At 37.3% G+C, this 24,184-nt stretch carries 21 protein-coding genes and 1 pseudogene; 9 read left to right on the top strand and 13 right to left on the bottom strand.

Features of this window, described 5'->3' with window-relative positions:
• Nucleotides 1-419 precede the first annotated feature (419 nt).
• Nucleotides 420-986: a hypothetical protein gene (locus AC25Y6_RS17610; RefSeq protein WP_488143937.1), complete on the top strand. Its 567-nt coding sequence runs from the start codon at nt 420-422 to the stop codon at nt 984-986.
• Between the two features lie 313 nt (nt 987-1,299).
• Here AC25Y6_RS17610 and AC25Y6_RS17605 read toward each other — a convergent pair whose 3' ends face one another.
• Nucleotides 1,300-3,021 (bottom strand): sulfate adenylyltransferase, encoded by a 1,722-nt coding sequence (locus AC25Y6_RS17605; RefSeq protein ID WP_482103156.1) that lies wholly within the window; start codon nt 3,019-3,021, stop codon nt 1,300-1,302.
• Between the two features lie 2,241 nt (nt 3,022-5,262).
• Here AC25Y6_RS17605 and AC25Y6_RS17600 point away from each other — a divergent pair.
• Nucleotides 5,263-5,970, top strand: a complete 708-nt coding sequence (locus tag AC25Y6_RS17600) for a hypothetical protein (RefSeq protein ID WP_488143936.1) — start codon at nt 5,263-5,265, stop codon at nt 5,968-5,970.
• 629 nt (nt 5,971-6,599) lie between these two features.
• Here AC25Y6_RS17600 and AC25Y6_RS17595 read toward each other — a convergent pair.
• The 3 genes from AC25Y6_RS17595 to AC25Y6_RS17585 all read right to left on the bottom strand — a co-directional run bounded on the left by AC25Y6_RS17595 (nt 6,600) and on the right by AC25Y6_RS17585 (nt 7,965).
• Nucleotides 6,600-7,181 carry a hypothetical protein gene (locus tag AC25Y6_RS17595; protein ID WP_488143935.1) on the bottom strand — a complete coding sequence of 194 codons (582 nt, stop codon included), beginning with the start codon at nt 7,179-7,181 and terminating at the stop codon, nt 6,600-6,602.
• A gap of 61 nt (nt 7,182-7,242) precedes the next feature.
• Complete coding sequence (locus tag AC25Y6_RS17590; RefSeq protein WP_482105796.1) at nt 7,243-7,458, bottom strand: helix-turn-helix domain-containing protein; 216 nt, start codon at nt 7,456-7,458, stop codon at nt 7,243-7,245.
• A 15-nt stretch (nt 7,459-7,473) separates the two neighbouring features.
• Entirely contained in the window at nt 7,474-7,965 is a 492-nt protein-coding gene (locus AC25Y6_RS17585; protein ID WP_488143934.1) for a DUF2975 domain-containing protein, read from the bottom strand.
• A gap of 426 nt (nt 7,966-8,391) precedes the next feature.
• Here AC25Y6_RS17585 and AC25Y6_RS17580 point away from each other — a divergent pair, with 426 nt between their 5' ends.
• A complete protein-coding gene (locus tag AC25Y6_RS17580) occupies nt 8,392-9,807 on the top strand; it encodes a PQQ-dependent sugar dehydrogenase (RefSeq protein WP_488143933.1) in 1,416 nt (471 codons plus the stop codon).
• A gap of 280 nt (nt 9,808-10,087) precedes the next feature.
• Here AC25Y6_RS17580 and AC25Y6_RS17575 read toward each other — a convergent pair whose 3' ends face one another.
• The gene (locus AC25Y6_RS17575) at nt 10,088-10,291 is read right to left on the bottom strand and encodes a hypothetical protein (RefSeq protein ID WP_482103162.1); all 204 of its coding nucleotides are present in this window, start codon (nt 10,289-10,291) and stop codon (nt 10,088-10,090) included.
• A 425-nt stretch (nt 10,292-10,716) separates the two neighbouring features.
• Here AC25Y6_RS17575 and AC25Y6_RS17570 point away from each other — a divergent pair, with 425 nt between their 5' ends.
• From AC25Y6_RS17570 to uvsE (AC25Y6_RS17560), 3 genes are all read left to right on the top strand, one after another.
• Entirely contained in the window at nt 10,717-11,097 is a 381-nt protein-coding gene (locus AC25Y6_RS17570; protein WP_488143932.1) for a YmaF family protein, read from the top strand.
• Nucleotides 11,098-11,542: 445 nt separating this feature from the next.
• Nucleotides 11,543-12,496 carry a UV DNA damage repair endonuclease UvsE gene (gene uvsE, locus AC25Y6_RS17565; protein ID WP_488143931.1) on the top strand — a complete coding sequence of 318 codons (954 nt, stop codon included), beginning with the start codon at nt 11,543-11,545 and terminating at the stop codon, nt 12,494-12,496.
• A 41-nt stretch (nt 12,497-12,537) separates the two neighbouring features.
• Nucleotides 12,538-13,503: a UV DNA damage repair endonuclease UvsE gene (gene uvsE, locus AC25Y6_RS17560; RefSeq protein ID WP_488143930.1), complete on the top strand. Its 966-nt coding sequence runs from the start codon at nt 12,538-12,540 to the stop codon at nt 13,501-13,503.
• Nucleotides 13,504-13,724: 221 nt separating this feature from the next.
• On the opposite strand, the gene AC25Y6_RS17555 is transcribed toward uvsE (AC25Y6_RS17560), so the two are convergent.
• A complete protein-coding gene (locus AC25Y6_RS17555; RefSeq protein ID WP_488143929.1) occupies nt 13,725-15,848 on the bottom strand; it encodes a glycoside hydrolase family 3 protein in 2,124 nt (707 codons plus the stop codon).
• 206 nt (nt 15,849-16,054) lie between these two features.
• On the opposite strand from AC25Y6_RS17555, the pseudogene AC25Y6_RS17550 reads away from it, so the two are divergent.
• A pseudogene (locus AC25Y6_RS17550) lies at nt 16,055-16,144 on the top strand (ABC transporter ATP-binding protein); the annotation flags it as partial.
• Nucleotides 16,145-16,366: 222 nt separating this feature from the next.
• Here the strand turns inward: AC25Y6_RS17550 and AC25Y6_RS17545 are convergent.
• The 7 genes from AC25Y6_RS17545 to AC25Y6_RS17515 all read right to left on the bottom strand — a co-directional run bounded on the left by AC25Y6_RS17545 (nt 16,367) and on the right by AC25Y6_RS17515 (nt 21,993).
• Complete coding sequence (locus AC25Y6_RS17545; RefSeq protein ID WP_488143928.1) at nt 16,367-16,825, bottom strand: YrhA family protein; 459 nt, start codon at nt 16,823-16,825, stop codon at nt 16,367-16,369.
• A 313-nt stretch (nt 16,826-17,138) separates the two neighbouring features.
• Complete coding sequence (locus tag AC25Y6_RS17540; protein ID WP_488143927.1) at nt 17,139-17,873, bottom strand: DUF4386 domain-containing protein; 735 nt, start codon at nt 17,871-17,873, stop codon at nt 17,139-17,141.
• A gap of 36 nt (nt 17,874-17,909) precedes the next feature.
• Nucleotides 17,910-18,143, bottom strand: coding sequence for a helix-turn-helix transcriptional regulator (locus AC25Y6_RS17535; protein WP_488143926.1), 234 nt, complete (start codon nt 18,141-18,143; stop codon nt 17,910-17,912).
• 1 nt (nt 18,144) lies between these two features.
• The gene (locus tag AC25Y6_RS17530; RefSeq protein ID WP_488143925.1) at nt 18,145-18,591 is read right to left on the bottom strand and encodes a hypothetical protein; all 447 of its coding nucleotides are present in this window, start codon (nt 18,589-18,591) and stop codon (nt 18,145-18,147) included.
• A 954-nt stretch (nt 18,592-19,545) separates the two neighbouring features.
• On the bottom strand, nt 19,546-20,127 hold the full coding sequence (gene gfa, locus AC25Y6_RS17525; RefSeq protein WP_488143924.1) for an S-(hydroxymethyl)glutathione synthase: 582 nt from the start codon (nt 20,125-20,127) through the stop codon (nt 19,546-19,548).
• An 892-nt stretch (nt 20,128-21,019) separates the two neighbouring features.
• Entirely contained in the window at nt 21,020-21,367 is a 348-nt protein-coding gene (locus AC25Y6_RS17520) for a DUF6568 family protein (protein ID WP_488140617.1), read from the bottom strand.
• Between the two features lie 263 nt (nt 21,368-21,630).
• Complete coding sequence (locus AC25Y6_RS17515; RefSeq protein WP_488140616.1) at nt 21,631-21,993, bottom strand: winged helix-turn-helix transcriptional regulator; 363 nt, start codon at nt 21,991-21,993, stop codon at nt 21,631-21,633.
• Nucleotides 21,994-22,115: 122 nt separating this feature from the next.
• On the opposite strand from AC25Y6_RS17515, the gene AC25Y6_RS17510 reads away from it, so the two are divergent.
• Complete coding sequence (locus AC25Y6_RS17510; RefSeq protein WP_488140615.1) at nt 22,116-23,234, top strand: S-(hydroxymethyl)glutathione dehydrogenase/class III alcohol dehydrogenase; 1,119 nt, start codon at nt 22,116-22,118, stop codon at nt 23,232-23,234.
• Between the two features lie 4 nt (nt 23,235-23,238).
• The gene (gene fghA / locus AC25Y6_RS17505; RefSeq protein WP_488143923.1) at nt 23,239-24,072 is read left to right on the top strand and encodes an S-formylglutathione hydrolase; all 834 of its coding nucleotides are present in this window, start codon (nt 23,239-23,241) and stop codon (nt 24,070-24,072) included.
• The last annotated feature ends 112 nt before the right edge of the window (nt 24,073-24,184 follow it).

Genomic DNA, 24,184 nt, shown 5'->3' with positions numbered 1-24,184 from the left:
TTCGGGACTTGCACCCTATAGACTACGCCCATGCTGGGCGCACTATAAAAACAGACACTCTTTATTAAAGAGTGTCTGTTTTTGATTCTACGTAAACTTCGTTTCCTGGCGAAAGAACTGGTGCTAATGCAGGGTTAGATAGAATTTCTCTTAATTGAATTTGAGCACGAATACTGCCGAACGCTCTTGAATCATTTACTATAAACCACACACCTCCAAAAAGAGAGGTACACACTCTTTAATATCATAGTATACTAAAGGATACTATAGGGAGATCGTTCAATTCAAATGTTTTTAAACATACTATACACTCAGCGCTCTGTGTGTGATTAAATTGCTTACTAGTTATTTTAGTTCATCAACAGGTGTCCCTCCTGTATATACTATTGGGAAAGGACTAAGAACAAAGGAGAGAGATTGTGTATTTCATTAAACCTATACCATCCTTCGTAAAGGGCGTTAATGGAATCGTTATGAAATGGTCGCCTCTAAAGAAAATGATTATGACTGCATTGTTGGCGGCACTTGCAACAGTATTACAGTCGGCAGGGGGATTTTTACCGGGTATCGGTTATTTCTTTAGCCCCTTCGCATCTCTCCCTATTTTTCTAGCTACATTGATATCATTACGTTCAGGATTACTAGCGTATGCACTAACAGTTTTTTCATTATTATTGCTTCAGCCAAGTGAGTTAGTAATTTTCCCTTTCACAACAGGGCTACTTGGGTTGGGGCTTGGATGGACGGTTCTCACTTTTCATCATCGTTTGGCAATCTTAATAGTAAATGGTTCTCTATTATTTATAGGTATTTGCATCCCATTATACGGGTTGGGCTTTCCTGTTTTCGGTCCGGCGGTCACTTCCTCAATTGATATGCCCATTCTCCTAATTATTTTTGGTTTTTCACTTCTGTATAGTTGGTTCTGGATAGAATTCAGTCTGTTTTTTCTGCGTAAAATCAGGATTATTTTACGATTATTGTAAAATCCCTAAGGATAATTTCAAGTCCGAGGACGCGTATATACCAAACAGCTAGTTCTTCTCTATTAACTGGAGATTCAAAATCAAAGCTCTACGTGTTTGGTTGAATAATGCCCATTGTGAATAGTAACTATTTCACTTCCATCCAACTATTAATCCCTGACCTCTCAATTGACAATTTCTAACAATTCTATAGACTTTATGATTTCCGTAGAGTAAACATGCCTTGATTCACAATACGGCCAATTAAAGGTCAAACATAAACATCCGCCAATTGGAAACCCAATTGGCGGATGTATTACAAATCCTTTAACTATTATTCATTTGGATCATCGCTACCACGATAACGATTATAGGGTAAGTGGTTCCAATTACGATACTTTAGATTATCTGAACGAAGTACCTTTGGTAGGTCTGCAAGAATCTTTTTAGCTACTTCAAGTTCTAGTTTAGACTCTTCCTTGTCTTGGTACATGAATTCATCGGAAGCAGCAATTGGAGCTTGTTCAACTTTCTCTTCCAGATCCTGAATTACCATTTGCTGTTGTAAGTGTAATGCATCACGAGCATCTGCTACCCATTCTGATTGTAAACTACGATTCGTGTCGCCAACACTACTATACTCTTCGTAAACTTCTCGATAAATTCGATCCGCATTGGCACGGACATCCAGGTTAACCTCTTCTAAATCCAGATTGGTCAATTCTCCTTCTGTTAAAGGGGCAACGCGTTTACGTCCACCAAGCCTTGTTCTATCTAAATAGAAAGGGAACATGCTTTTAATTGTTTTTCCTACGGGTGATATGGCATTTTCACTATCATCAAGTCCTTTAGGCTGAATTCCCTGCAAGGCAATTCGCGCAGATTCAGGTCTTACAATTTCTTTTGGCGGCATAATTCCATGACGGAGCATTTCTCTAATACCTGTGCCCGAGATGTTTATCCGATAGCGTTCGTCGTGTGGACAAGACTGGCCAGTGGCAGGACTATCACAACGTGTACAGTAAAAGACTTCATGATAAAGCCGAATATCTATTCCTAGCTCTGCTGGATCAAACTCATCAAATATACTATGGCTGGCATACTTGTCGTAATAATCACCTATTCCCGCATGATCCCGACCAATTAGTGCATGAGTACAACCATAATTCTTCATAATTAAAGCATGTAACACAGTTTCCCGTGGTCCTGCAAAAATGTAAGTCACTCTAAGGGGAGCTAGAATTGATCGACCTTTTGGATAATACGTATCTAGTACACTTCGATAAGACAGCATACGAAACTCATGGCGTGTATACTCTCGTTTAGCCATTTCAACTAACGGTTGAAGAAGCAAGCCATCTATTTCTTCTAAGGCGTTCTTATGAATATATTCATGGCCTCTGTGTAAAGGGTTGGCACCCGTGATAAATCCTGCTGCCGAACGAAATTTCTTTACTTCATAAAAATCATGCCATGTATCTTTTGGCTCCAAACGAAGTTTCTCAAATGGTCCCCAATCAGCACGTCGCAATAATCTGATGGGTCCCCCTAACGCGACGTCACCCATCCGCCTATAAATCGCATCCACACCTGGGTGATCACGGTCTGTCGTGCCAAAGAGATGAGAAGCACGATATTCTTTATCGTACTCAAAAATATCCTCTATTATGAGAATAGCAACAGGCTCTTTGTTTTCATCAGCAAGTGTTACTTCATCCCCAATCGAAAGTGACTGGACCACTTCTTTGTTACGATTACCAGTTGGAGCAAAACTCAAAGGTGCCGGCCAAATTAACCCATTATCTAACCGCCCTTTCGTAAGAACGGAATTATAGTCAATTTCTTTCATAAAACCCTCATTAGGAGACAAGACGCCCGTCGCAATCATTTCAAGCGTAATGACTGCTTCCATATCCACCATAATAGTTGGTAGCTGCTTTGCTTTAACCAAATCCTCTTCTAACGCTATACCAGTTACCACTTTGTCTACCAAACTTCCTCCATGGGGCTGCTGTGGATATCCGGAAAATTTGCTTTTCTCTGTAATATTCAACATCTCATTTCCTCCTCTTTAAAAATGTTTTAATTCAGCAAATTAATATAATAAATAAATGTGCCTATTCTGAATATTATCATTCTATTTGGAATTAGAATAGTCAAATCCCCTAAATATTTAAATATTCTTTTACTTTTCTCATAAATGGAAAAAACAGCATAGGGAGTCTTAGGAAAGAGTTATAGTATTGAGACCATTAAATTCCACAAGAATAAAATACAAAAATGGCTTCTCAATAGTTTCAAATGCAGTTGTTTTGAATGAAAGAATAAATGAGCTTCTATAAGAGTGTAAGTGCCCGAAGATGTACAAGTTGAATTGCCGCCTTGTTTTCCATTAATAATCACTTGTCGACGACCTTGATGGACCGGACTCAATGGTTCATCTTATCCACCTTGGCGTCTCGACATTCCGTGTCATACACGATTTGGGCTGCACCTTCACCATTTAATGCCTTCTATCGACCAATCGGAATGATAATTAATTTTCATTTATGAATCGGTTCTCACTTATGACACTCATTAAAAAACTTTTGGATGAAGTATACGGACAACTAACTGATGTATTCGAAAAATGCCTCACAACAATTCAATGAATTGTTGTGAGGCATTAATATTCAGAGTGATTTTTAGCACCTATGATTAATTCAATGACTACCTATTGATGATGCATGGCTCTAACCTTTGATAATTCAAGGGTCTGGAGTTCCTATTACATTATGCCGACGGAGACATTGCCGCATCAGATGCATCGTTTTGTAGAACTGAACTTGTCGTAGAGTCGTTCATTCATTTTTTTTATAGGTAGAAAACTTCTCAATATTTACGAATGTAATATTTAAAATTGAATAACGTTAGATCGTTTAGACCGTTCAAGATAGATGTCCAAAAAGTAACGTGATACGTTTGGACAGCACTTTGATATTGCATTTCCCAAAAGGAATAAACTGTATTAACACGGCGAATCTACTAGAATAGGCCCTCCTTTTAGTCATTTCCCAATTAAAAGTCGGGACTCTTGGTGTGTTTTTTAATTGTGACAAAGGTTAATATTTCCATGGAAACTTGTTACTCGACCGTTACACTCTTGTTATTTTCATTTGTTATTGTAGGTAACAAGCAGATGGGGCACTGCTTTATTATTCGATTGAAAAGCTACATAACGAATATGTAAAAAACTGACCCTGGTTTTAGGCTCTGCATGTTAAGGAGGTAGATGTACATAACGGCTTAATAGAATGCGTGTTATTTCAATTTCTTATTTAGTAGTCGAGATTAAAAAAATTCAAAAAAAGGGAGTTTGATGAGTCTTGGTTAAAGAAACTAATCAAAAAGAGAAGAGCACGAACAAGAAGATTTTGCCGTTTGTAATGTCAACCTCAATGATAACAGCTGCTATTTTCGGAGCAGGTGGCTCAGCTTTTGCAGCTGAAAATGGTGAGGAAAAAGAGTTTAAAAATCACGGTGCAGAGGTTTCATCTTTTGCAACAAGCATTCCAGGATCACCTGAAAAAGGAAAAATAATGCGTACCATTGCAAATAAAAATTTGCAGGAAAAGGCACCGAATGAAGATGATTCGGATGATGCTTTGGATGATGACGAAGTAACGGATGTACCTGTTGATGAAGATGAAGCAACGAATGAGCCTGTAATTGAAGACGAAACTACCGATGTACCTGGGGATGAAGACGATGCAACAGATGCACCTGTAATTGAAGACGAAACTACTGATGTACCTGGGGATGAAGACGATGCTACAGATACACCTGTAATTGAAGACGAAACTACCGATGTACCTGTGGATGAAGACGATGCTACGGAGGAACCTGTAATTGAAGACGAAACTACCGATGTACCTGTGGATGAAGACGGTGTAACAGATACACCTGTAATTGAAGACGAAACTACCGATGTACCTGTTGATGAAGACGGTGCAACAGATACACCTGTAATTGAAGACGAAACTACGGATTTACCTGTGGTTGAAGACGATGCTACGGAGGAACCTGTAATTGAAGACGAAACTACCGACGTACCTGTGGTTGAAGACGATGCTACGGAGGAACCTGTAGTTCAAGACGAAACTACGGAGGTACCTGTGGTTGAAGACGATGCTACGGAGGAACCTGTAATTGAAGACGGTGCTGCGGAGGAAACTGTGGTTGACGAAGAACCTGCAGAGGAGCCTGCTGGTGAAGATGAGTCTGCGAATGAAACTGATGAAACAGAAAAGCCNTACCTGTGGTTGAAGACGATGCTACGGAGGAACCTGTAATTGAAGACGGTGCTGCGGAGGAAACTGTGGTTGACGAAGAACCTGCAGAGGAGCCTGCTGGTGAAGATGAGTCTGCGAATGAAACTGATGAAACAGAAAAGCCAGCTGACGATAATATCAATGAAGATACTACGTCAACTGACCAATCTATCGATAGCACTATTGTAACAGAAGAGCAAGTAAATGAATATAGATCTGTCATACAAAATTATGGAAGTTTAATTGATTACTACGATTTTCTGATCCAAGATCATCTTGGTATGATCTTACCAGATGAAGAAGGTACTGTAGCGGACATGCCTGCTGAGGATCTAACTGAAGTTCCTGCCGTTGGCAACGACACGGCGGATGTACCTACTGAAGATGTAGTAGAAGTTCCCGCTGATAGCGATGACGCTACGGATGCAGCTACTGAAGATGTAGTAGAAGTTCCTTCTGATAGCGACGACACTACGGATGCGCCTACTGAAGATGTAGTAGAAGTTCCTTCTGATAGCGATGACGCTACGGATGCGCCTGCTGAAGATGTAGCAGAAGAACTCGCTGTTGGCGACGATGCTCCAGAAGAACCTGTTAAAGAAGCAGTTCAAAAAACGGTTTGGGAGAACTTAGTCGGTTATTACCAACAAGTTGTTACAGCTTACAATTCATTATTTAGTTCACTAAATAAGTAAAATAGCAAATACATTATTTAGAGGGAAGTCATATGAATCCTCTCCTGAACCATATGATTTACGGTTGATCTTGAGAATTTAATATCGATAAAAATTTTGGCCCTTGGGAACTCTGTTAGGAGTTTTCAAGGGTTTTATTTGGTATAGGATATTTATAAATCTCTCACTAACACTCTACCATTAAATAAAGAAAGCCTAATTTTCCAAAAATGAGAAGAAGATATAAAACCGGAAAAATTCTCCTCCCAAGTTGCTACGAAGTAAATGATCTTCGTTTTGCTAAAGCTCTTTTGATATTTTTAAAAATACTGGAATCGACGTTGGCGTTCCTCAAACCCAAAATTTGCAGCTCGCTTCCTTCAGATTCTATGTAGACGCGGACATCCTTGCGTTAAGCTACCCCTTATTTCTTCGGAACTTGCACGCTATAGTACACAAAAAAAGCGTCCTCCAAATGATTGGAGTGACGCTTTTTCCATTATCTATGACGAGGTTACATCATACCACCCACAACTTCGCCACGTAATTTATAATGAATTAATTTCCTCGAAAGTTGTTAGAATGTCTATTTTTATGTCGAATACAAATCAGGTAGCGTCATTATTGAAGTTGAGTCTAAAGATACAGAATCACATTTCAATTGGAACTACTGGATAACGCACATGGATACCTTCCCTTATCACTACGTTTTGATAACCTTTCAATTTACCTTCAAAAATCAATTGGAAATTTGCCGAATGAGGCAATTCACTTGGTTCAATCAGAGAAAGATCTTTTTCAAAGTCAATGGCCTTACTTTCCTTTAGGACAGTAGCCACAAACTGAGAACAGAAGAAAGCATTTTTTCTTATTATCGGCTTTTTAAACATCACACCAAATAATCCAATAAAATTATAACGGTAGTGTTCCTTTTTGGCTGCAATTTCTTGGATATATTGAGACATCCTTTGAAATTCATCACTTGTTACGGTTAAAGAATAGATTGCACAATAGGCTTGTTTGAATATGACGGAATGAATATCTTCTTTAACAAACCCTCCTATAAAAGGGTTTTTCGCTGTTTTTCTTCCAAAACTATATACCTCAATTAATTCCGCATCAAAGGCAATTGAAGCATGATTATACGTTTTTTTAGTATAGGACTTAATCAGCCTATTTAAAGTCGTCCCTGTATCAGTTAAAAGGATATAAATCTGTATTTCTCTGATCATGATCCTCACCTTTTATCTATTTAAATAGGTGGTGTAACACCTATTTAATTAATGATTATCCTTAAGAGTCCTCGTTACTTCTGTATTCTAATAGATCGCCAGGCTGACATTCAAGAGCTTTACAAATCGCCTCTAAAGTGGACAATCGAATTGCTTTAGCCTTGCCATTTTTCAAAATCGAAATATTTGCCATCGTGATTCCGACCCTCTCCGAAAGTTCCGTCACACTCATTTTTCTTTTAGCGAGCATCACGTCAATATTGATTATAATTGCCATATTATTCACCTCAACTCAGACTATTAAATCATTTTCCTCTTTTATATCTATGGCTTCTTTTAAAAGCCTTTGAAGAACTGCAGCAAAGAAGGCAACCACCATGGAAGCAAAAATAGGGATCATTCCGACTATTATTAGACCTGGTGCGTCGTCCACCTCCGCCATGATATAAACGAAAGGCAGAGCTACCAAGTACAAGCAACTGATTATGATGGCACAGTTTTTGATTTTCTTTAGAGCTCTTACAGATAATTTCGAGAAAGCTTGGTTCTTGTCAATGTAGCTTAAAAGATTAAAAGATTGAAACAAAGCGAAGTAAAATGGGATTGCCGAGACATACATAATCATTAAAAGACCATATACTACAAAAGCTAAATCCGAACCTCTTTCTGCTGCTTCATTTGCCTCACTCGCTATTTGGGGCAACAAAAACAGACATAAAGCAAGAACAGGAATTCCCATAAGAATAACAGCTAACTTCAAAAAAAGTGTTGATCCTCGTTTCATAAAAAGCACCTCACATATTTATTGTTACTTTTATATTAGCATATAATATATCGTTTAACAATAAACTTTTATTCAATCCCACTACTTTATTGTTGTTACGATTTTTATTTTATAAAAATAAAAAAACATTTCCATTACAATGAAATGCTTCTAACTTTAAACTATTCAATTGTAAGCATATGCCCGACCTTTTCATATTTTCTGGAACAGGTGTTATTGCAGCAATAATTGTCGATATCGTATGTTGTTTACATTTCAAGAAAATGTATGAGTCATCCCCTAAGTTCCCTACCCTGGATTCCTCCGACGTTGGTTCGGAAATTATTGCTATGCCTTGTCAGATTCCCCGGCCCTAATTTGGTACTAACATAACAGTTCAAATCATATTCTTATAAAAGATAACAACTTGAAGGAGTGTATGTTTAGTTGATAAAAGTTAAGGTTCGTTTACGACCCATTGTAAATAATATCAATTTACCCACCGTTTTGAAAACAACTATACTTCCAGGTGAATCAATTGAAAGTTTATTTATTGCAACCCAGGTTGGAGAGATCTTTTACATAGGCAACGGAGTTATTAGAACTTTTTTAGATATTCGCTCTCGAATCATAAAACTAGGTGCTTCTGGTAGTGGATATGATGAACGGGGATTGCTGGGTCTAGCCTTTCATCCTGATTTTTATTATAATGGTCTGTTTTATCTTCATTATTCAGTAGCTGAAACACAAGGACCTGGCGCGCTTCCTGATTCTTTTGAGCCTAACCCGTGTGATCCAGAAACTTTAAACCTAAGGTGGATAAATAGAGAAACTCGATATGATCATATTGACGCGGTTGAAGAATGGATTTTACAATCGAATGGTCAACCTCAAAAACGACGAACATTACTAAACTTAAGAAGACCATTTTTAAATCATAATGGTGTCAATAGCTTAAACTTCTCACCTGAATCAGGAAAACTTGTTTTAACAACTGGAGATGGTGGATCAGGCTATGATCCATTTAATTTAAGTCAGAACGATATGGAGATAGCTGGGAAAATAATTGAAATTGATGTAGTTAAGAATACATTTATCTATAATCCACCCGTAGTCACACGCTTTAATGAACTTCCCGTCCCTATTCAGGAAACACTTACAGTAATTGCCAAAGGCATTCGAAATATACCAGGCATTTCATTTCAAAGGTTTTATAATCAGTATATCAAATATGTGGGAAATGTCGGACAGGATTTGGTAGAGTCGATTTTTTCATTCATTCACTATAAACCAATACCAGTTACGCAGCTTATCCAAACTTCATTAATGAAATCTGAACCTGACCAAGAAGGATTTATTAACTTTGGCTGGCGAGGGTGGGAAGGTGCTTTTCCTACTTCGATTATAAGGGGCTGCGCTGCAAATCCGACTTTGGATGAGAAAACAACCGTTTATTACAATGAAGCAGTAAAAACTTCATCGAGTCGTCTACAGCCTTTAACCAGTTATTTTCATAAAGACCCTCGAACCGATAAGTTTGGAGGAACTGCACTTACAGGTGTGCAAGCCTATATGGGGAACGGAATCCCCGATTTAACGGGAAGCGTTGTGTTTACCGATCTTGCCCGGGATGAGGAATCCCAATCTCCAGGTAGAGGGGTTTTAGCTTATTCTAGGGTAAGAACAGATAGTAAACCAAATGATTTTAGTGTGATTCAAACATATTATAATTTCGGATCTGAATCATCTTATTATGTTAGTTTAGGATCGAATCTGGATCAAACTAGACTATATTTAGGGGTTTACGGCTCTATGAATGTGACTGATTTTAACAAAGGTACTGTTTTTGAAATTGTCCCATGATCCAAAACTACGAAATTCGACTAAATACCCGATAAATCTCTTTCTAAGATTTAATTGAATTGAAATATATATTAAAAAAGGGAGCAATCAGGCTCCCTGTAAGATATGTTTTTCCAAATATATAAAAAGCCAAACACCATGATCACATCCCAAATATTTGTATAGTATAGGATGGATAAAATCATGTATTTTGAGATTACCGAAGCAATCCCTTTTTTTCAGACAGTATTGTTTAAGAATGAAATTACCAAATCATATTTTTAGAGAGTAGGCATCTTTATTAATAGCCATAAGGACGGTTGTAGTATGGATAGCGATAGTAAGGTGGGTATGGTGGGTATGGCGGGTAGATTGGGTAGATTGGGTAGATTGGATAAATTGGGTATTGAAATCGTGGACGTCGTCTTCTGCGGCGTCTCCCATAACCGTCATACTCGTAGTCATCATCGTCTCTGTCATGTCGATCGTAATCAAATCGTGTCATTATTTTTACCTCCTTTTGATCTCATTTTAGGTTATGCGATGTAAGGAGTGACAGTCCGTACATACGCCTAGACTAAACATTGCTAAACTTCAGCGTTAATTCGTTTGGAATAAACCCTATTAGTTGAAGATGAATTATCCGAATAGCGTAGTACATAGAAAAACACCTAAATAAATTAGGTGTTTTTCCAAAGATGTATCTACTAATAGAAGATGGAATGTTTTTTTGTATATGCCGTAAATAAAACAACTGAAATGAGGGTAATTCCCCCTAAAGATTGTATATCTTGGGTGCAGTTTCACACTGATATGATAAATCAAAAGGTGTGGCGTATTTTTACAAACAAATCTCTTAACCGACATAAGTTTGAAACCTATTTCCCTCCAATACATATAGTATTGAAAAAGCAAAAAGGAGTTATACTATTGGAAATACCAGTTTCCGGGTTCATGTATCACTCAGACGATTCTGACCCTATGCATTCCCATCAGCTTTTTATTAATCAATGGGATGGAAGACCCGTTCCTGCTCATGTCCACGAATTTAGAGGCGTCACTTCTTTTGATGTAGGACATAATCACAGATATGCCGGAACTACTGAACCAGCCCCAAGTGGTGTACCACACACACACAGATACTTTACTTTTACATCAGTCGATGATCGACATCGACATGAGATTCGTGGAGTTACCGGTCCCGCTCTCCCCCTCCCTAACGGCGGTCATTATCATGAGTTTAGCGGTTTTACCACTATAAATGGTGCTAATCCTCATAGACACGGTTATAGCGGAAGAACAAGTTTATAATGGCGTTTTTTGAATCACAATTAATATGAAATATTTAATTATAAAACTAACCCCTTGGTCCTCCAAGGGGTTATTAATTGTCACTGGGGTGCGTTTTTTTCATTTTTTTAGTAATTACAATCCTCTTTAATATTGTATTAATAAAGGATATTTAATGAATTTTAAAGAATTGTGTAAAGTGATAAAATAATAATAAGCAACCCTATATAAAAATCATAAAGTTGCTTCCGCCGGATGCATGAACAAACTCTTGAATATTATCTCCTATCTCGCTTCGCTAAGTAAAAAAAATTACCCGAATCTGGAACACCTTCTTTAAATATGGCGTGTTTCCATTTTCAACTTGTGTATGCATTATGAATTTATGCAGATAATATGCTTTATACAACTTTTTTCTTTTAGTATAGATTTCAACCTCAGAGTATTGAATGAAGGGGTAAAGTAGATGAAAATCCGGTTCGGATATGTAGCAAATGCACTTGGCTTATGGGATGCGAGCCCATCAAAAACTTTAACTTTTACACGGTATTCAGCGCTTCCTAAAAACGAGAGAATGGAAAAACTGAAATCGGTAACCGCTCAAAATTTACAGCACACGAAAAGAATTTTGCATTATAATATCGCGCATGAAATAGAATTATACCGATTTTCAAGCTCACTTGTCCCTTTAGCAACCCATCCGGAAGTAATGTGGGATTTCTTAACACCATTTAAAAAAGAATGGGAGGAAATCGGAAATTTAGTTCAACATTTTAAGCTCAGAGTAAGCTTTCACCCAAATCAATTTACACTTTTCACAAGCGAAAGAGAAGAAGTCACAACGAATGCAGTAAAAGACATGGAATATCACTATAAAATGCTCAATGCAATGAATGCTCTCGATACGGGATTAATTAATATTCATATTGGCGGAGCCTATGGGGATAAAGATCGTTCATTAAACCGTTTCCATCAAAATCTCAAAAAATTGCCAAAAAAGATTAAAAAGCTTATGACGCTAGAAAATGATGATAAAACGTATGACATTCAGGAAACACTCATTACTTGTGAAAAGGAAAACATTCCAATGGTACTTGATTATCATCACTTTATGGCAAATACCGGAGAGTGCGACCTCCCTCTTTACTTACACCGTATATTTAAGACTTGGAATAACACTACAATTGTACCCAAAGTCCACATTTCTTCACCTAAATCTGATCAAGCCTATCGTTCCCATGCTGATTTTGTTTCTTTAGACTTTGTCCTCCCCTTCTTAAAGATGGCAAAGGAGCTTAATCAGGACTTTGACATAATGATAGAAGCAAAACAAAAGAATCTTGCTATGCATAGACTTGTCGATGAAATAGCTGCAATTCGGGGAGTCAAACGTATTACAGGTTCATCTGTGGAATGGTAACCGTGGAAAATAGAGTATACAAAACAGACGAGGTGGAATAATTGACGATTGTACGTCTTGGTTATGTCGCAATGAGTTCGGAACTTAAAAATGCATCCCCGTCGCAAACAATGACTTTCACCCAATTCCAAAAAATCGAGGATAAAGAAGCTGCCATCCGTAAATTAGAACGTATTGCACTGTCGAATTTGCACAATACACTAAGACTGTTAAAACATAATGCAGCATCTGATATTCATTTTTACCGGCTTACCTCTCGCCTTATTCCTTTAGCAAACCACGAGGAACTTCTTGAATGGAATTATATAAAACCATTAAAAGAACCGCTTCGTGAAATTGGAGATTTCACAAAAAAACATAAGATAAGAGTTGATTTTCATCCAGATCACTTTGTTCTGATTAATTCTAAAGAGAAGCATATCTTGAAAAATTCAATAAGTACTTTAAAGCTACATTACTTATTATTGAAAGCGATGGGGATTGACCCAACTCATCGCTGTGTCATGCATGTTGGAGGTAATTATAAGGATTCCGAACTTTCGCTTGAACGTTTTGTTGAAAATTGGATGGACGTCCCGAAAAGAATTCAAAATATGATCATGCTTGAAAATGATGATACTTCATTTACGTTAGAAGATACACTTTACTTATGTGAAAAACTAGATATACCTCTAGTTTTCGATTATCATCATCATCTGGCCCATCATCAAGATGCAAATTGGGAAAACAGTTGGAATAGAGTTGTACAGACATGGAGGCATTCTCCTCTCCCAATAAAAATGCATATATCAAGTCCAAAGAGTGAAAAAGATTTTCGCCATCATTCAGATTATGTAGACATCGATATGTTTTTTAAATACCTTAATATAATAAAGGGTAGTACTCCACAAATTGACTGTATGATTGAGGCTAAGAAGAAAGATGAGGCGCTTTTCAAATTAATGTATGAAGTAAAAGCAAGGAAAGACGTTGAAATTATTGATGGTTCTTCTTTCTCCTTAAAGTAAAAGAAAAAAGAAGCCTCCAAAAGTTTGCACAATTATGGATAACTTCTCCGGAGTCACCTTGGGCCCAGCCCACCCCATAGTCGTCGGATCCAGGGGCGGCAGGAACGCGGCCCATGGTTCAACGATTCAACCGTTTACAAGTCGTCAGGTAGAACATAGCCTGTCTGGCCGTCGAGATCGACCTCTACTGCGTGAAGACTGGCAAGTGCCCCGCAGATAGATTAATATCTTAATCCATGACCAAGTCTATAGATATTACCATCGCTATCCTTATATGCATAATTGAGTCCTTCAGGCATATACTTGTCCTTGTCATAGCCTGGCACATCATTTCTGGATACACAATCGCCATTCTGATAAACCGCAATGACTTGATCGCTTGCTGGTAATGTTAATGGTAGAACGCCTACAGGATCACTATTTCCTGCAATAACTTCAAACTGCGCTTTATAGAAGGTATCATATCCAGCAATCAATGCATCTGCCAATGGTTCAATACTCCCAAGTATCCATGGCAATGTCACATTAACACTAATAACCACTTTTCCATCACGGTTGTGAACGTTGTCTGCCACCTCTTTTATATGATCCAAGCCAGTTAAAGTCGTTTCTTGATACAATGAACCATCCAGCGCTGATACTACTTTATCCTCACAAATATCAAGCTCTAACAGTCCTAGTGTTGCATTGAAATACGATCCAGATTTCGGATGTAAGAACATAATCGCTACGTCTGCTTCTTCATAGTTATCAGTCAACGTAAATTGCCCCAGCTCAAGACATTCTTTTCTCGCCTTTTCAGTGTAAGCTTTTGCTTGGTCCGTTTCCCTATGCATTACTTCCACATAAGCCTTTTTGCTAGTAAGCTTTTCAGCTGTTAATGGCAATGTCTGATTTTGATTTTTTAGTACGGTTACAGACTTTTTATGTCCCTCATAAGCAGCATCCCAATTAGCTTGGTTACTAACTACAGTTGTAGCCAATTCCGGTGAATTATACGTACGATCATCGAAAAGACCTAACGTAAACATTTCTGTAAGGAGTCGTACATTTGCTTCATTAATACGTTTTTCACTAATCCATCCTCTGCTAACAGCTAATTTAAGATTTTCTATATCTCCAGTATCAGCAACTATATCTGTTCCTGCATTGACTGCTTTAGCAAAACGTTCAGCTACACTCAATCCTTCTACGCCCCAACTCATATTATTCACAATGCCACTGTCACTATTTATATAGCCTTTAAATCCAAGTTTTTCCCTTAGAATATAATTGATGAAATAATGATTAAATGCGAAGCCCACCTCTTCGAATGGAATCTCTTCACACTCGAACTCTTGTACGACACTCTTCTTAATACTTGGTATAGAGTAATACGGCATAATAGACGATGTACCATGTTCAACCGCAGCTCTAAATGGAGGTAAGTGATACTTTTCTAAACTTCCCGGGGTCGGGTAAAGATTCCACTTCCCTTCCATGTAATGGGGGTCAAATCCATTTTCTCTTGCTCCACCACCTGGAAAATGCTTCGTTGTCATCGCAATACTCTCTTTCCCTAACTCCTCACCTTGGAATCCAGCGATAAGGCGACCAATCGCATCGGAAATAAATTTCGGATCTTCTCCGAACATGCCATACGTCCGTTGCCATCTCGGATCTGTAACGGTATCCGCCATATACATATAACCTTTTCTTATACCCGTAGCATTCCACTCTTCATGAGCAATCCTGGCAAATTCGTTAATAAGTGATGCATCCCCACCGTTTTTAATATCTCCTAGTGCTGCCGACGCAAGTCCTAAAGTTCCGGGCCACGTGGAAAAAATACCGCCTGCATCATTCATACCAAAAATAGGCTCCGCATTTTCATTCCTTGAATTAGACGTTACGATGACTGGGATACCTAAACGTGTTCCCTCAGCAACTTCATTTAATTTATTTATCCACTCCGCCATGTCAGCCGGGCCAAAGTTATCTCTTAATATGAAGTGCCTTAAATTCCTTTTCTCAATCGTATGTGTTGTTCCATAGACTTTTGATGCTGCGAATATATTTTCCCCTTTTTCTACAATCTCTTCATCTAAAATACCATCAGGACTTGTCTTTTCCTTATCTTTTTGAGAAAGTCCCATCTTACGTGTATTAATAAGCATCATACCGACCTTTTCGTCCGTATTCATCAATGTAACTAGATTCTCCGCACGTTCTCTCGGACTCAAACGCCAATCCTTATATGGCTCTAACTTTCCGCTGTTATTCAAATCTTTAAATTTTAAGCCATCAACTTCAATGATGTTCTTGACTCTGGCTTCTAAATTGGGTTGTTTATGGTGCATTACCATTTAAATTCCTCCTAAATCGGATTTTCACTATTATACCAATGAGATGAAAATACCTATCATTCGCCTTCATGTATAATTGCAAAGAGGCATTGCATAAGACTTTTATTGATTTGCCAATTGTCTAAAAGTCTCACGCTCATATTTTGCATGGCGTGGTGTCATCGGCATCCGCACGGAACGGAGATCAACGGGATTATTTCCCGAGGGATGTAACAATAGGATTAGCAAGTCGCTCAAGTATAACCATTTTTGATGAAGTTTATCTTTGCATAGATGCCCCAACAAGAAGGGTATTCGTCACTGGGTAGCCCGCTCCTAATAAAACCTTGACAGGCATAAGCCAATCAAGGTCAGAAATAGTGATTTATAATCTTCAATTTCTTTCTTTACCAATTCCAATAATAAATATCCAGAATCATTTGCTATTATCTCATACCTTAAAACAGTTGGCGGTTGGTTAGGTTCTGTGTTCTACACGACACTCTCCATCCGCCAAAAATTGGCGGCGGATTGTACATTTAACTAAGTGCTGCTGAGAAAGCAGATTCAAGCATAGTATCAAAATCACAAAAAGTTTCCATATGCTCACCTGAAGGCTTATCTAGTTCAACAAAAATTTTTTTAGAAATATTATAACAATACCAAGCTTTATCTGAATCTCCAAAGAAAATCAGTTCATCTTCGTCTTTAATCGACTCCCATGTTTCATTTGCATCAAAAAAACTATCCACATGATTAATTGACTTAGAATCCAAAAAAGATTGGTCAATCCCATAAATTTTAAGTCCATTAAATTCAATTCCATTAACTGTTTGTAGATATTCATAGTATTGCTTTGGCAGTACATCTTCACCAAATTTTTCTACTACAGATTTACGAAATCTTGATAACTCATTTTCATTGGTAGGTAAATTGAGTTTTCGATCTCGGTCTTCCTCTCTTACTTTGGAAATCTGACTAACTTGCTCTCTCCACATATATTCACCTTCTAAAATTATTTATTTTTCATTAGGAGGATAAATGTCTCCTTCGGGAATAATTTTACTGTCCCCAGGTTTCATACCCTTTGTTAATGAATTTTGCTTATTTGTAATAACCTTTTGATAGGGATCGTTTCTTATTAGAACTAAGTTTTCCACATCATTGGTACCACTTAGATCCAAAGGGAATTCATGATGGACTTGCAAGCGTCTGGAACTAGTCCGTATTCCTTCATATCTTCAATAGAATAGCTGAAATAAAAGAGTACTGGATTGTGACGACGTCATGATCCAATACTCTCTTTTTGCATTAATGCAGTCGATCTGCCTGAGCTAATCTCTTGTCGTTTGCTACTGTTGACAAGGAAGAAAGTGCAGATTCATTGAACCCCTTAACTAGGAGCCATATAGCTAATATCATTTCAAATGCTGCTATTGGAAGCGCCAAAATACCCCAAGCAGAAATTTGTTCAACTACACCAAACAGTACTAACAAGGCATTAATGAATACCAACACTGCTCCCGCCATACCCAAGATTGATAAAGGTCTGGGTACAAGCTTTGATTTATATAATATATAACTATACATAATTGTGTTGATGCCTAACATGAATAGTGGTCCAAGCATAAATGTCCAGTCATGTATCGCTTTTAATAATATTCCTGAAGCATGGTAAGTGGCAGGATTCACGGCTCCATCTGCTACAAAGTTCTGGCTTAAGGTCAATAGAGACAATACGCTAATTATACCTACAGTAATTATAACCGCTTCAAGAAATCTAAAGTAAACATGCCAAAGAGCTATAGTTTCATTATACTTTCTTAAAATCGGATACATTGTCGTGGCCGTTCCCACCACTGATACGACTAGAATTAACTCCAAAAGTGCTCCTATTGTCACCTGATTGGCATGTGCAGAACCTTCAATCAAGTAATTGGAACCATTTAGGATCGGATCGTACAATAAAAGACCAATTACCGCCGAAAGTGCTGCTAATAAAAACAGTACCCCCACAATTTTTGCTGCTTTCTGATTTGAATCCACTTTTTATCCCCCTTTTCTATAGTTCATAATAAACGATTATTTTTTTTTTATTTTTTTGATGTCCCCGTAATAGAAAATCTCTTCCAATGGTAAGTTAAAGGCTAAGGAAATACGAAAGGCCAGTTCTAGTGATGGCGAGTAGTTTCCTTTTTCGAGAGCCACAATAGTTTGTCTTGTAACACCTGCCTTGTCAGCTAATTGCTGCTGGGTCATTTCATCATGGTTAAACCGTAGTTTTCGGATGTGATTGCCGACAAGACTTTTGCTCATATTAGACACCTTTCCGATAGTAATATAGCCTCGATAAAGAGCCAACCACATCTGAGATGAATCCTGAAGCAATTAGAATAATAAACATCATCTGTGACCACTGCTCGATAATTAACGAGCCCATCGCAATAACAAAACCGATGATAAACACAAAGAAAGAGTTTCGGTTTGCTTTCAAGTCAATCAATTTATCCAATTCGTCTGCGAATGCTGGTTCTTTTTCTCTTGTTGTAATTCTAAACAAAATGTTGAAAACAATACTAATTACAATGTGAGCTACTATAGATACCACAGTTAAGATGAGAATGAAGAAACCCCAATAGCGAAAGGTTTCTGGCGAGTCTAGCCCCCCTTCTGGATACTGTGGATACATATACAAGCAGAAGGTTATAAAAATGAAAATAGCGCTGATTAACGAGACAATGCTTTTCTTTTCTTGATAGGTCATGCTTACATACCCCCTTTAAAATTAAGTAAGTGCTGTTTTACATATTGTATTGTATGCTAAACATTATGTAAGGTTGACTATACATGAGGTGAAATTGATTAAATGAATAGTCGGTAAGTACAAATGAAGGTCCAACTCGTTAGGTAAACTTAAGAACGAACTCAGACATAAACGATTTTCTGACCTTCATAGCATCAAAAAAGAAATGCTAAGAGACAGCAATGCTTTTTTCAAAAAAATAAGTATAAAATTTTCTGTTTCATAATTCCAGTGTTCCAAGTAATTTGATGAATAGGTTCTGTCCTAATTAAACAGAAAACAAGTTCATTCAGGGAAAAACTTCACTGGCACTTCCCCACTCATGCATAACTTTTACCGCATTTTCTGTTTCTAATTGTTGTCTAGTTTTAAAAATTATTATAATTGCTATGTTCGCCGCCTCTTTCGCTGAGATCTGTTCCTTCTATTGAAGACCTTGCAACATAGCATAAATTTCGTTGAAACGTCTTTTATCGAATGCTTCTGTATTCAATTGTCTATCTAGCATTAAATTACTCTTTTACATTTCCTTTTTAAAGCCTATTATTCCAGATATTAAGAGAGGTTTCATATAAATATGTAGACATGTAGACGACGAATAGTGCAATGATTGCATACACTCTATCGAACCTGAGCCACAATACGTTACTTGTTGGCTTAGACCCACACTCTAAATAATCAATATACAAAAGCACTTACTCTGAAATAGAGTAAGTGCTTTTGTATATCTTTTCAATCTCTAGATTTTTAAAAATGTGTGAGATTGAAGCGAAACTAGACTTTAAAAAGACTCTTGACGACAATATTTTTTATAAACTAACGATTTTACGATTAATCAACAACCGCTAGTTTATGAAAAAGAAGGTCCATTTAACTAGTCTAATATTTCTTAATTACTACATTAAAATATAACTTTTATTTCTGCAATACGCTATTCAGTTCAGCAGTTTTAGCAGCAATTAAATCCATTAACTCAGGTGATAGGACATCATAGGTAGGTAATCCTAGATTATTTAACTCTTTTCTGATATCAGCCATTTCTGAAGCCGGTGTACCTGTTTCGATTACAGACGAAACAAATGCTGCAAATTGTGGTGCCGACCATCCTTTATCCTCTGATAATTCTGTATGAACAAAATCTAACCCGTAAAATGCATGGTCTTTGTTTTCTATACGACCAAATAAATGTGCGTTACATTCTTTACAGAAATGTCTTTGAATTGCAGCGGTTTCATCAACTATCCCTAACTTATCACCGTTACTAACGACGTTAACTTTATCACGAGATACTACAGCTACTAAAGAAAAAGTTGCACCTTCTGGTTTCCAACACTTTGAACAACCACAAGCATGGTTGTGCATTGTTTGTGAATCTACCTTGACTTCTACTTTATTTGATTCACAAAGACACTTTAATGTACCTCCAGCAAAGTCTTTTACTTCTGGATAATCATTAATCCCGTTATCTAATCTTGAATGTAATTTAGTGGTAACCATATAAATTCCTCCTTGAGTATATTCATTATTTTTTAATCTCTGAATTTCAGCTAAACCAAATGCGCCTAACTTAAATACTGCAGTTACAGTTACAGCTTCTTCTTCGACTTTCGAAGTGTTTTTAACAGCTCAGATACCAGGAGATATTCCACAACCAAGCAAACAATTTTGAGTGGTCCATTCGGTCCAAATGTTACGCTGCTTTACTTTTCACATTTCCCCCTTCTTCCTTCTAAACCTATTGTACTGTATTTTGAATAATAAGTTAATACTGACATATTTGTCACTATCTATTTAAATTAAGTATTGAGAAAGAAATTGAATAATTTGATTGATTAAAAAGGTATGGAACTTTATACGAATAACAAGCTTAGGTGCTTCCTATGAGCCTGTTAGCAATGCATGCGCCTGTTACACAAGATGGATTTTCGTATTGCGGATTCTTACTCATCCATAGCTAACCCCACATTTGGTAGTAAATACATTTCTATATAACGCGCTTCTAGAACCGTACATTCAAAAGATCTGCATAAATACAGTATATTCCGTTATTTCATATTACACTCTCACCATATCTGTTCAAACCAAGCTCCATGAATTACACACCCCATCAAGTATGCTTTCATCAATCGAACTGTTACGGTAAATTCTCGTGCCTATTAGCCAAGCCAATAAAACACGTTTCCCCTTACTGAATAGCGTGCTACTCGACGCATGGAGAGCCTTCCAGGGCGTTACCAACTCACCCGACTTCTCGACATAATCCCTCCGTTTTAGGAAACCTAAAAATGCCTGGCCTTTACCGAAATTGTGTAACCACATTTCATTAAAGCCAGGAACATTTCGCACCCACAACAGAGCCCGATTGCAAAGACCACTGTTTGAAATTGAATTATTTATTCATAAAAGCTTTAATTTCTTCTTCTGGCATTGATGAATCGCATTTCACGCTTACTTTGTCACCATTAGTAAAGATGAAGCCTGGAACTGTAGGTATGTCGTATTTTTTACGGAAGGCAGTAATACCTTCCATATCAGATTCTTCTACACTATTGATATAATAAATATGAGTATCAGTTTCCTCAGCAACATTTCTAAGTTTTTTAACGAATATTTGACAATAAGGACATACAGCCTTGCCAATATAGATTACGGCTTCGGTTTCTCCTTTTACCAAGTCCTGTGCTTTTGCGGAATCAATTTTATCAAAACCTTCAACATTTTCTTCATAAGTAGTCATAATCGCTCAATCTCCTTTTTCATATGTAATTATTATACCAAAATTTTTGAATATTCAAATAAATTATACTTACGGGTCTGAATATCGAGACTTATAAAAATAGAGTTCACAGTTTAAAAAGGCTTCCTGATTTCACAAGAATTTATTTCATTGGCCCGATACATGCACAGTGCTTCTTCCACAACTGTGAACATTTGTTGCATTTAATGTTGCAATTTAGGATAGTGTTTTTGTGTAATTATCGGAATTATTTGTACAATTTGTTAGTCAACTGATATTTTACCAGCGTTTCCTTCCAATTGTTCTGCAAAATCATCTCCCCACTCACAGATGGAGGTTACAACGGGTTCTAGTCGAAGACCGATTACGCTTAGTTGATACTCAACTTTAGGAGGTACAACTGGGAATACAGTTCTATTAATTATTTTATCATCTTCCAATTCCCTTAGTTGTCTAATTAACATGCGTTGATTGACTTGGGGGAGTTTTATTTGCATTTCACTTAACCTTAATGGAGACTGTTGAAGCAAACACCATATAATTGCTATTTTCCAGCGTCCGCCTATAACTGATAATGCCAAGTCTTTTCCATTGAAAAAAGTTTTCTCTTTATACCGAATTGTCATACATTTTCACTTCCTAATGTTAATCATACTACATACTGACAAATATGTCAGTATTGTATGATGTTCAATAATATGTAATCATGAACAATGTAGAGGTAGATAAATAGAAAGAAGGTATTCATATGAAAAGTAGAGCAGCTGTTGCATTTAAACCAGGAGAACCACTTACAATTGTAGAAATCGATGTAGAGGAACCAAAAGCAGGAGAGGTATTAGTAAAGATTCTGTACACTTCAGTCTGTCATACAGATGCTTACACATTATCAGGTGCTGATCCAGAAGGCGTATTTCCTACCGTGCTAGGTCACGAAGGTGGGGGCGTTGTTGTATCTGTCGGTGAAGGCGTAACTTCAGTAAAACCAGGGGACCATGTTATTCCACTATACACACCTGAGTGTGGAGAATGTAAATTCTGTCTTTCTGGTAAAACGAACTTGTGCGGTTCGATACGGGAAACGCAAGGTAAAGGGTTAATGCCTGATGGAACGACTCGTTTCTCTTATAACGGAGAGCCTATTTATCACTACATGGGAACAAGTACATTTAGCGAATACACAGTGGTTGCTGAAATTTCATTAGCAAAAGTAGAAGATAAAGACGTACCACTTAATAAAGTTGCACTGCTTGGATGCGGAGTTACCACAGGTATTGGCGCTGTACACAACACAGCAAAAGTTGAAGAAGGCGCTGTAGCAGCGGTATTTGGTTTAGGCGCAATTGGTTTAGCTGTTATTCAAGGATTGGTTCAAGCAAAAGCAAGTCGTATTATTGCCATTGATATGAATGAAGATAAGTTTGAATTGGCTAAAAAAATGGGTGCAACTGATTTTATTAACCCTTCTAAATTTGATAAACCGATCCAAGAAGTCATCGTTGACATGACGGACGGCGGAGTAGATTATAGCTTCGAGTGTATCGGAAATGTCGATGTCATGAGATCCGCACTTGAATCCTGTCATAAAGGTTGGGGAGAAAGTATTGTTATCGGTGTTGCAGCTGGCGGTAAAGAAATTAGCACTCGTCCATTCCAATTAGTAACGGGTCGAGTATGGAAAGGGTCAGCCTTTGGTGGTGTTAAAGGTAGAACTGAACTACCAGGAATGATCGAAGACTTTATGCAAGGAGATATCGATTTAGATTCGTTTATTACACACAACTTAAACTTTACAGATATCAATGAGGCATTTGACTTACTCCATAAAGGTGAGTCAATCCGTACAATGTTAACATATGAGGAGTGAAATAATGAGTCTTAAACTAATTGAAGAAAAACGCTCTTTTGATGGAGAACAATCTAAGTACACCCATTATTCAGAAGCGTTGCAATGCGATATGACATTTAGTATTTACTTACCATCAAATATAGAAAAGAAAGAAATCCCTCTTATTTGGTGGTTATCTGGTTTAACTTGTACAGATGATAATTTCAGCCAAAAAAGTGGCTTTCAAAGATTGGCTGAAACATATCAAGTCGCTGTCATTATTCCAGACACTTCACCACGTGGAGAAAATGTTGCTAATGATGAAGCATGGGACCTTGGACAAGGTGCAGGTTTTTATTTAAATGCTACACAAAATCCATGGGCAAAGAATTATAAAATGTATACGTATATTACAGATGAATTATCAGGTATCGCGTCCACTTTAGTCCCTAATTTTTCGGGAAAAGAAAGCATAATGGGCCACTCAATGGGAGGGCATGGCGCATTAGTAATTGGGATGAAAAATGCTGCGAGATTCAAAGCAATTTCTGCTTTTTCTCCTATTTTAAGTCCTAGTCAAGTCCCGTGGGGAATAAAAGCATTCTCCTCTTATTTAGGCGAAGATAAAACAGCTTGGAAAGATTGGGATGCTTCAGAACTCATCAAAGAAACTGGCATGCCACCTATTCTTATTTCACAAGGAACTGCAGATACGTTTTATCCAGAACAATTGGGAGAAACCACTTTCTTAGAAAATGCCCGAGAAAGTAACCAAGAAGTAAATTACAAGAAAATTGAAGGTTATGATCATAGCTATTTCTTCATTGCTACTTTCTTAGATGATCATTTCGCTTTTCATATGAAACACTTAAGCTAATTCCCCTTTCACAATAAAATATAGAATGGAAAATATCCCCATTGCAACTAAATGTGGGTATTTTCCATTACTGTATTTCGTCATATTTCACAGTTTACAATCTAAAAAACTA

The organism is Sporosarcina sp. Y1004 (assembly GCF_057669665.1).
Note: the sequence above shows the minus strand (reverse complement) of the source record. Positions and strands in the feature narration are given on the sequence as shown.

What these genes read in the sequence shown, in the direction of transcription:
- AC25Y6_RS17520 (WP_488140617.1), bottom strand. Translation starts at nt 21,367, where the DNA reads ATGACTACTTATGAAGAAAATGTTGAAGGTTTTGATAAAATTGATTCC.
- AC25Y6_RS17590 (WP_482105796.1), bottom strand. Translation starts at nt 7,458, where the DNA reads ATGGCAATTATAATCAATATTGACGTGATGCTCGCTAAAAGAAAAATG.
- gfa (WP_488143924.1), bottom strand. Translation starts at nt 20,127, where the DNA reads ATGGTTACCACTAAATTACATTCAAGATTAGATAACGGGATTAATGAT.
- AC25Y6_RS17515 (WP_488140616.1), bottom strand. Translation starts at nt 21,993, where the DNA reads ATGACAATTCGGTATAAAGAGAAAACTTTTTTCAATGGAAAAGACTTG.
- AC25Y6_RS17575 (WP_482103162.1), bottom strand. Translation starts at nt 10,291, where the DNA reads ATGACACGATTTGATTACGATCGACATGACAGAGACGATGATGACTAC.
- AC25Y6_RS17510 (WP_488140615.1), top strand. Translation starts at nt 22,116, where the DNA reads ATGAAAAGTAGAGCAGCTGTTGCATTTAAACCAGGAGAACCACTTACA.
- AC25Y6_RS17545 (WP_488143928.1), bottom strand. Translation starts at nt 16,825, where the DNA reads ATGTGGAGAGAGCAAGTTAGTCAGATTTCCAAAGTAAGAGAGGAAGAC.
- AC25Y6_RS17530 (WP_488143925.1), bottom strand. Translation starts at nt 18,591, where the DNA reads ATGACCTATCAAGAAAAGAAAAGCATTGTCTCGTTAATCAGCGCTATT.
- AC25Y6_RS17605 (WP_482103156.1), bottom strand. Translation starts at nt 3,021, where the DNA reads ATGTTGAATATTACAGAGAAAAGCAAATTTTCCGGATATCCACAGCAG.
- AC25Y6_RS17555 (WP_488143929.1), bottom strand. Translation starts at nt 15,848, where the DNA reads ATGGTAATGCACCATAAACAACCCAATTTAGAAGCCAGAGTCAAGAAC.
- AC25Y6_RS17595 (WP_488143935.1), bottom strand. Translation starts at nt 7,181, where the DNA reads ATGATCAGAGAAATACAGATTTATATCCTTTTAACTGATACAGGGACG.
- fghA (WP_488143923.1), top strand. Translation starts at nt 23,239, where the DNA reads ATGAGTCTTAAACTAATTGAAGAAAAACGCTCTTTTGATGGAGAACAA.
- uvsE (WP_488143931.1), top strand. Translation starts at nt 11,543, where the DNA reads ATGAAAATCCGGTTCGGATATGTAGCAAATGCACTTGGCTTATGGGAT.
- AC25Y6_RS17535 (WP_488143926.1), bottom strand. Translation starts at nt 18,143, where the DNA reads ATGAGCAAAAGTCTTGTCGGCAATCACATCCGAAAACTACGGTTTAAC.
- AC25Y6_RS17585 (WP_488143934.1), bottom strand. Translation starts at nt 7,965, where the DNA reads ATGAAACGAGGATCAACACTTTTTTTGAAGTTAGCTGTTATTCTTATG.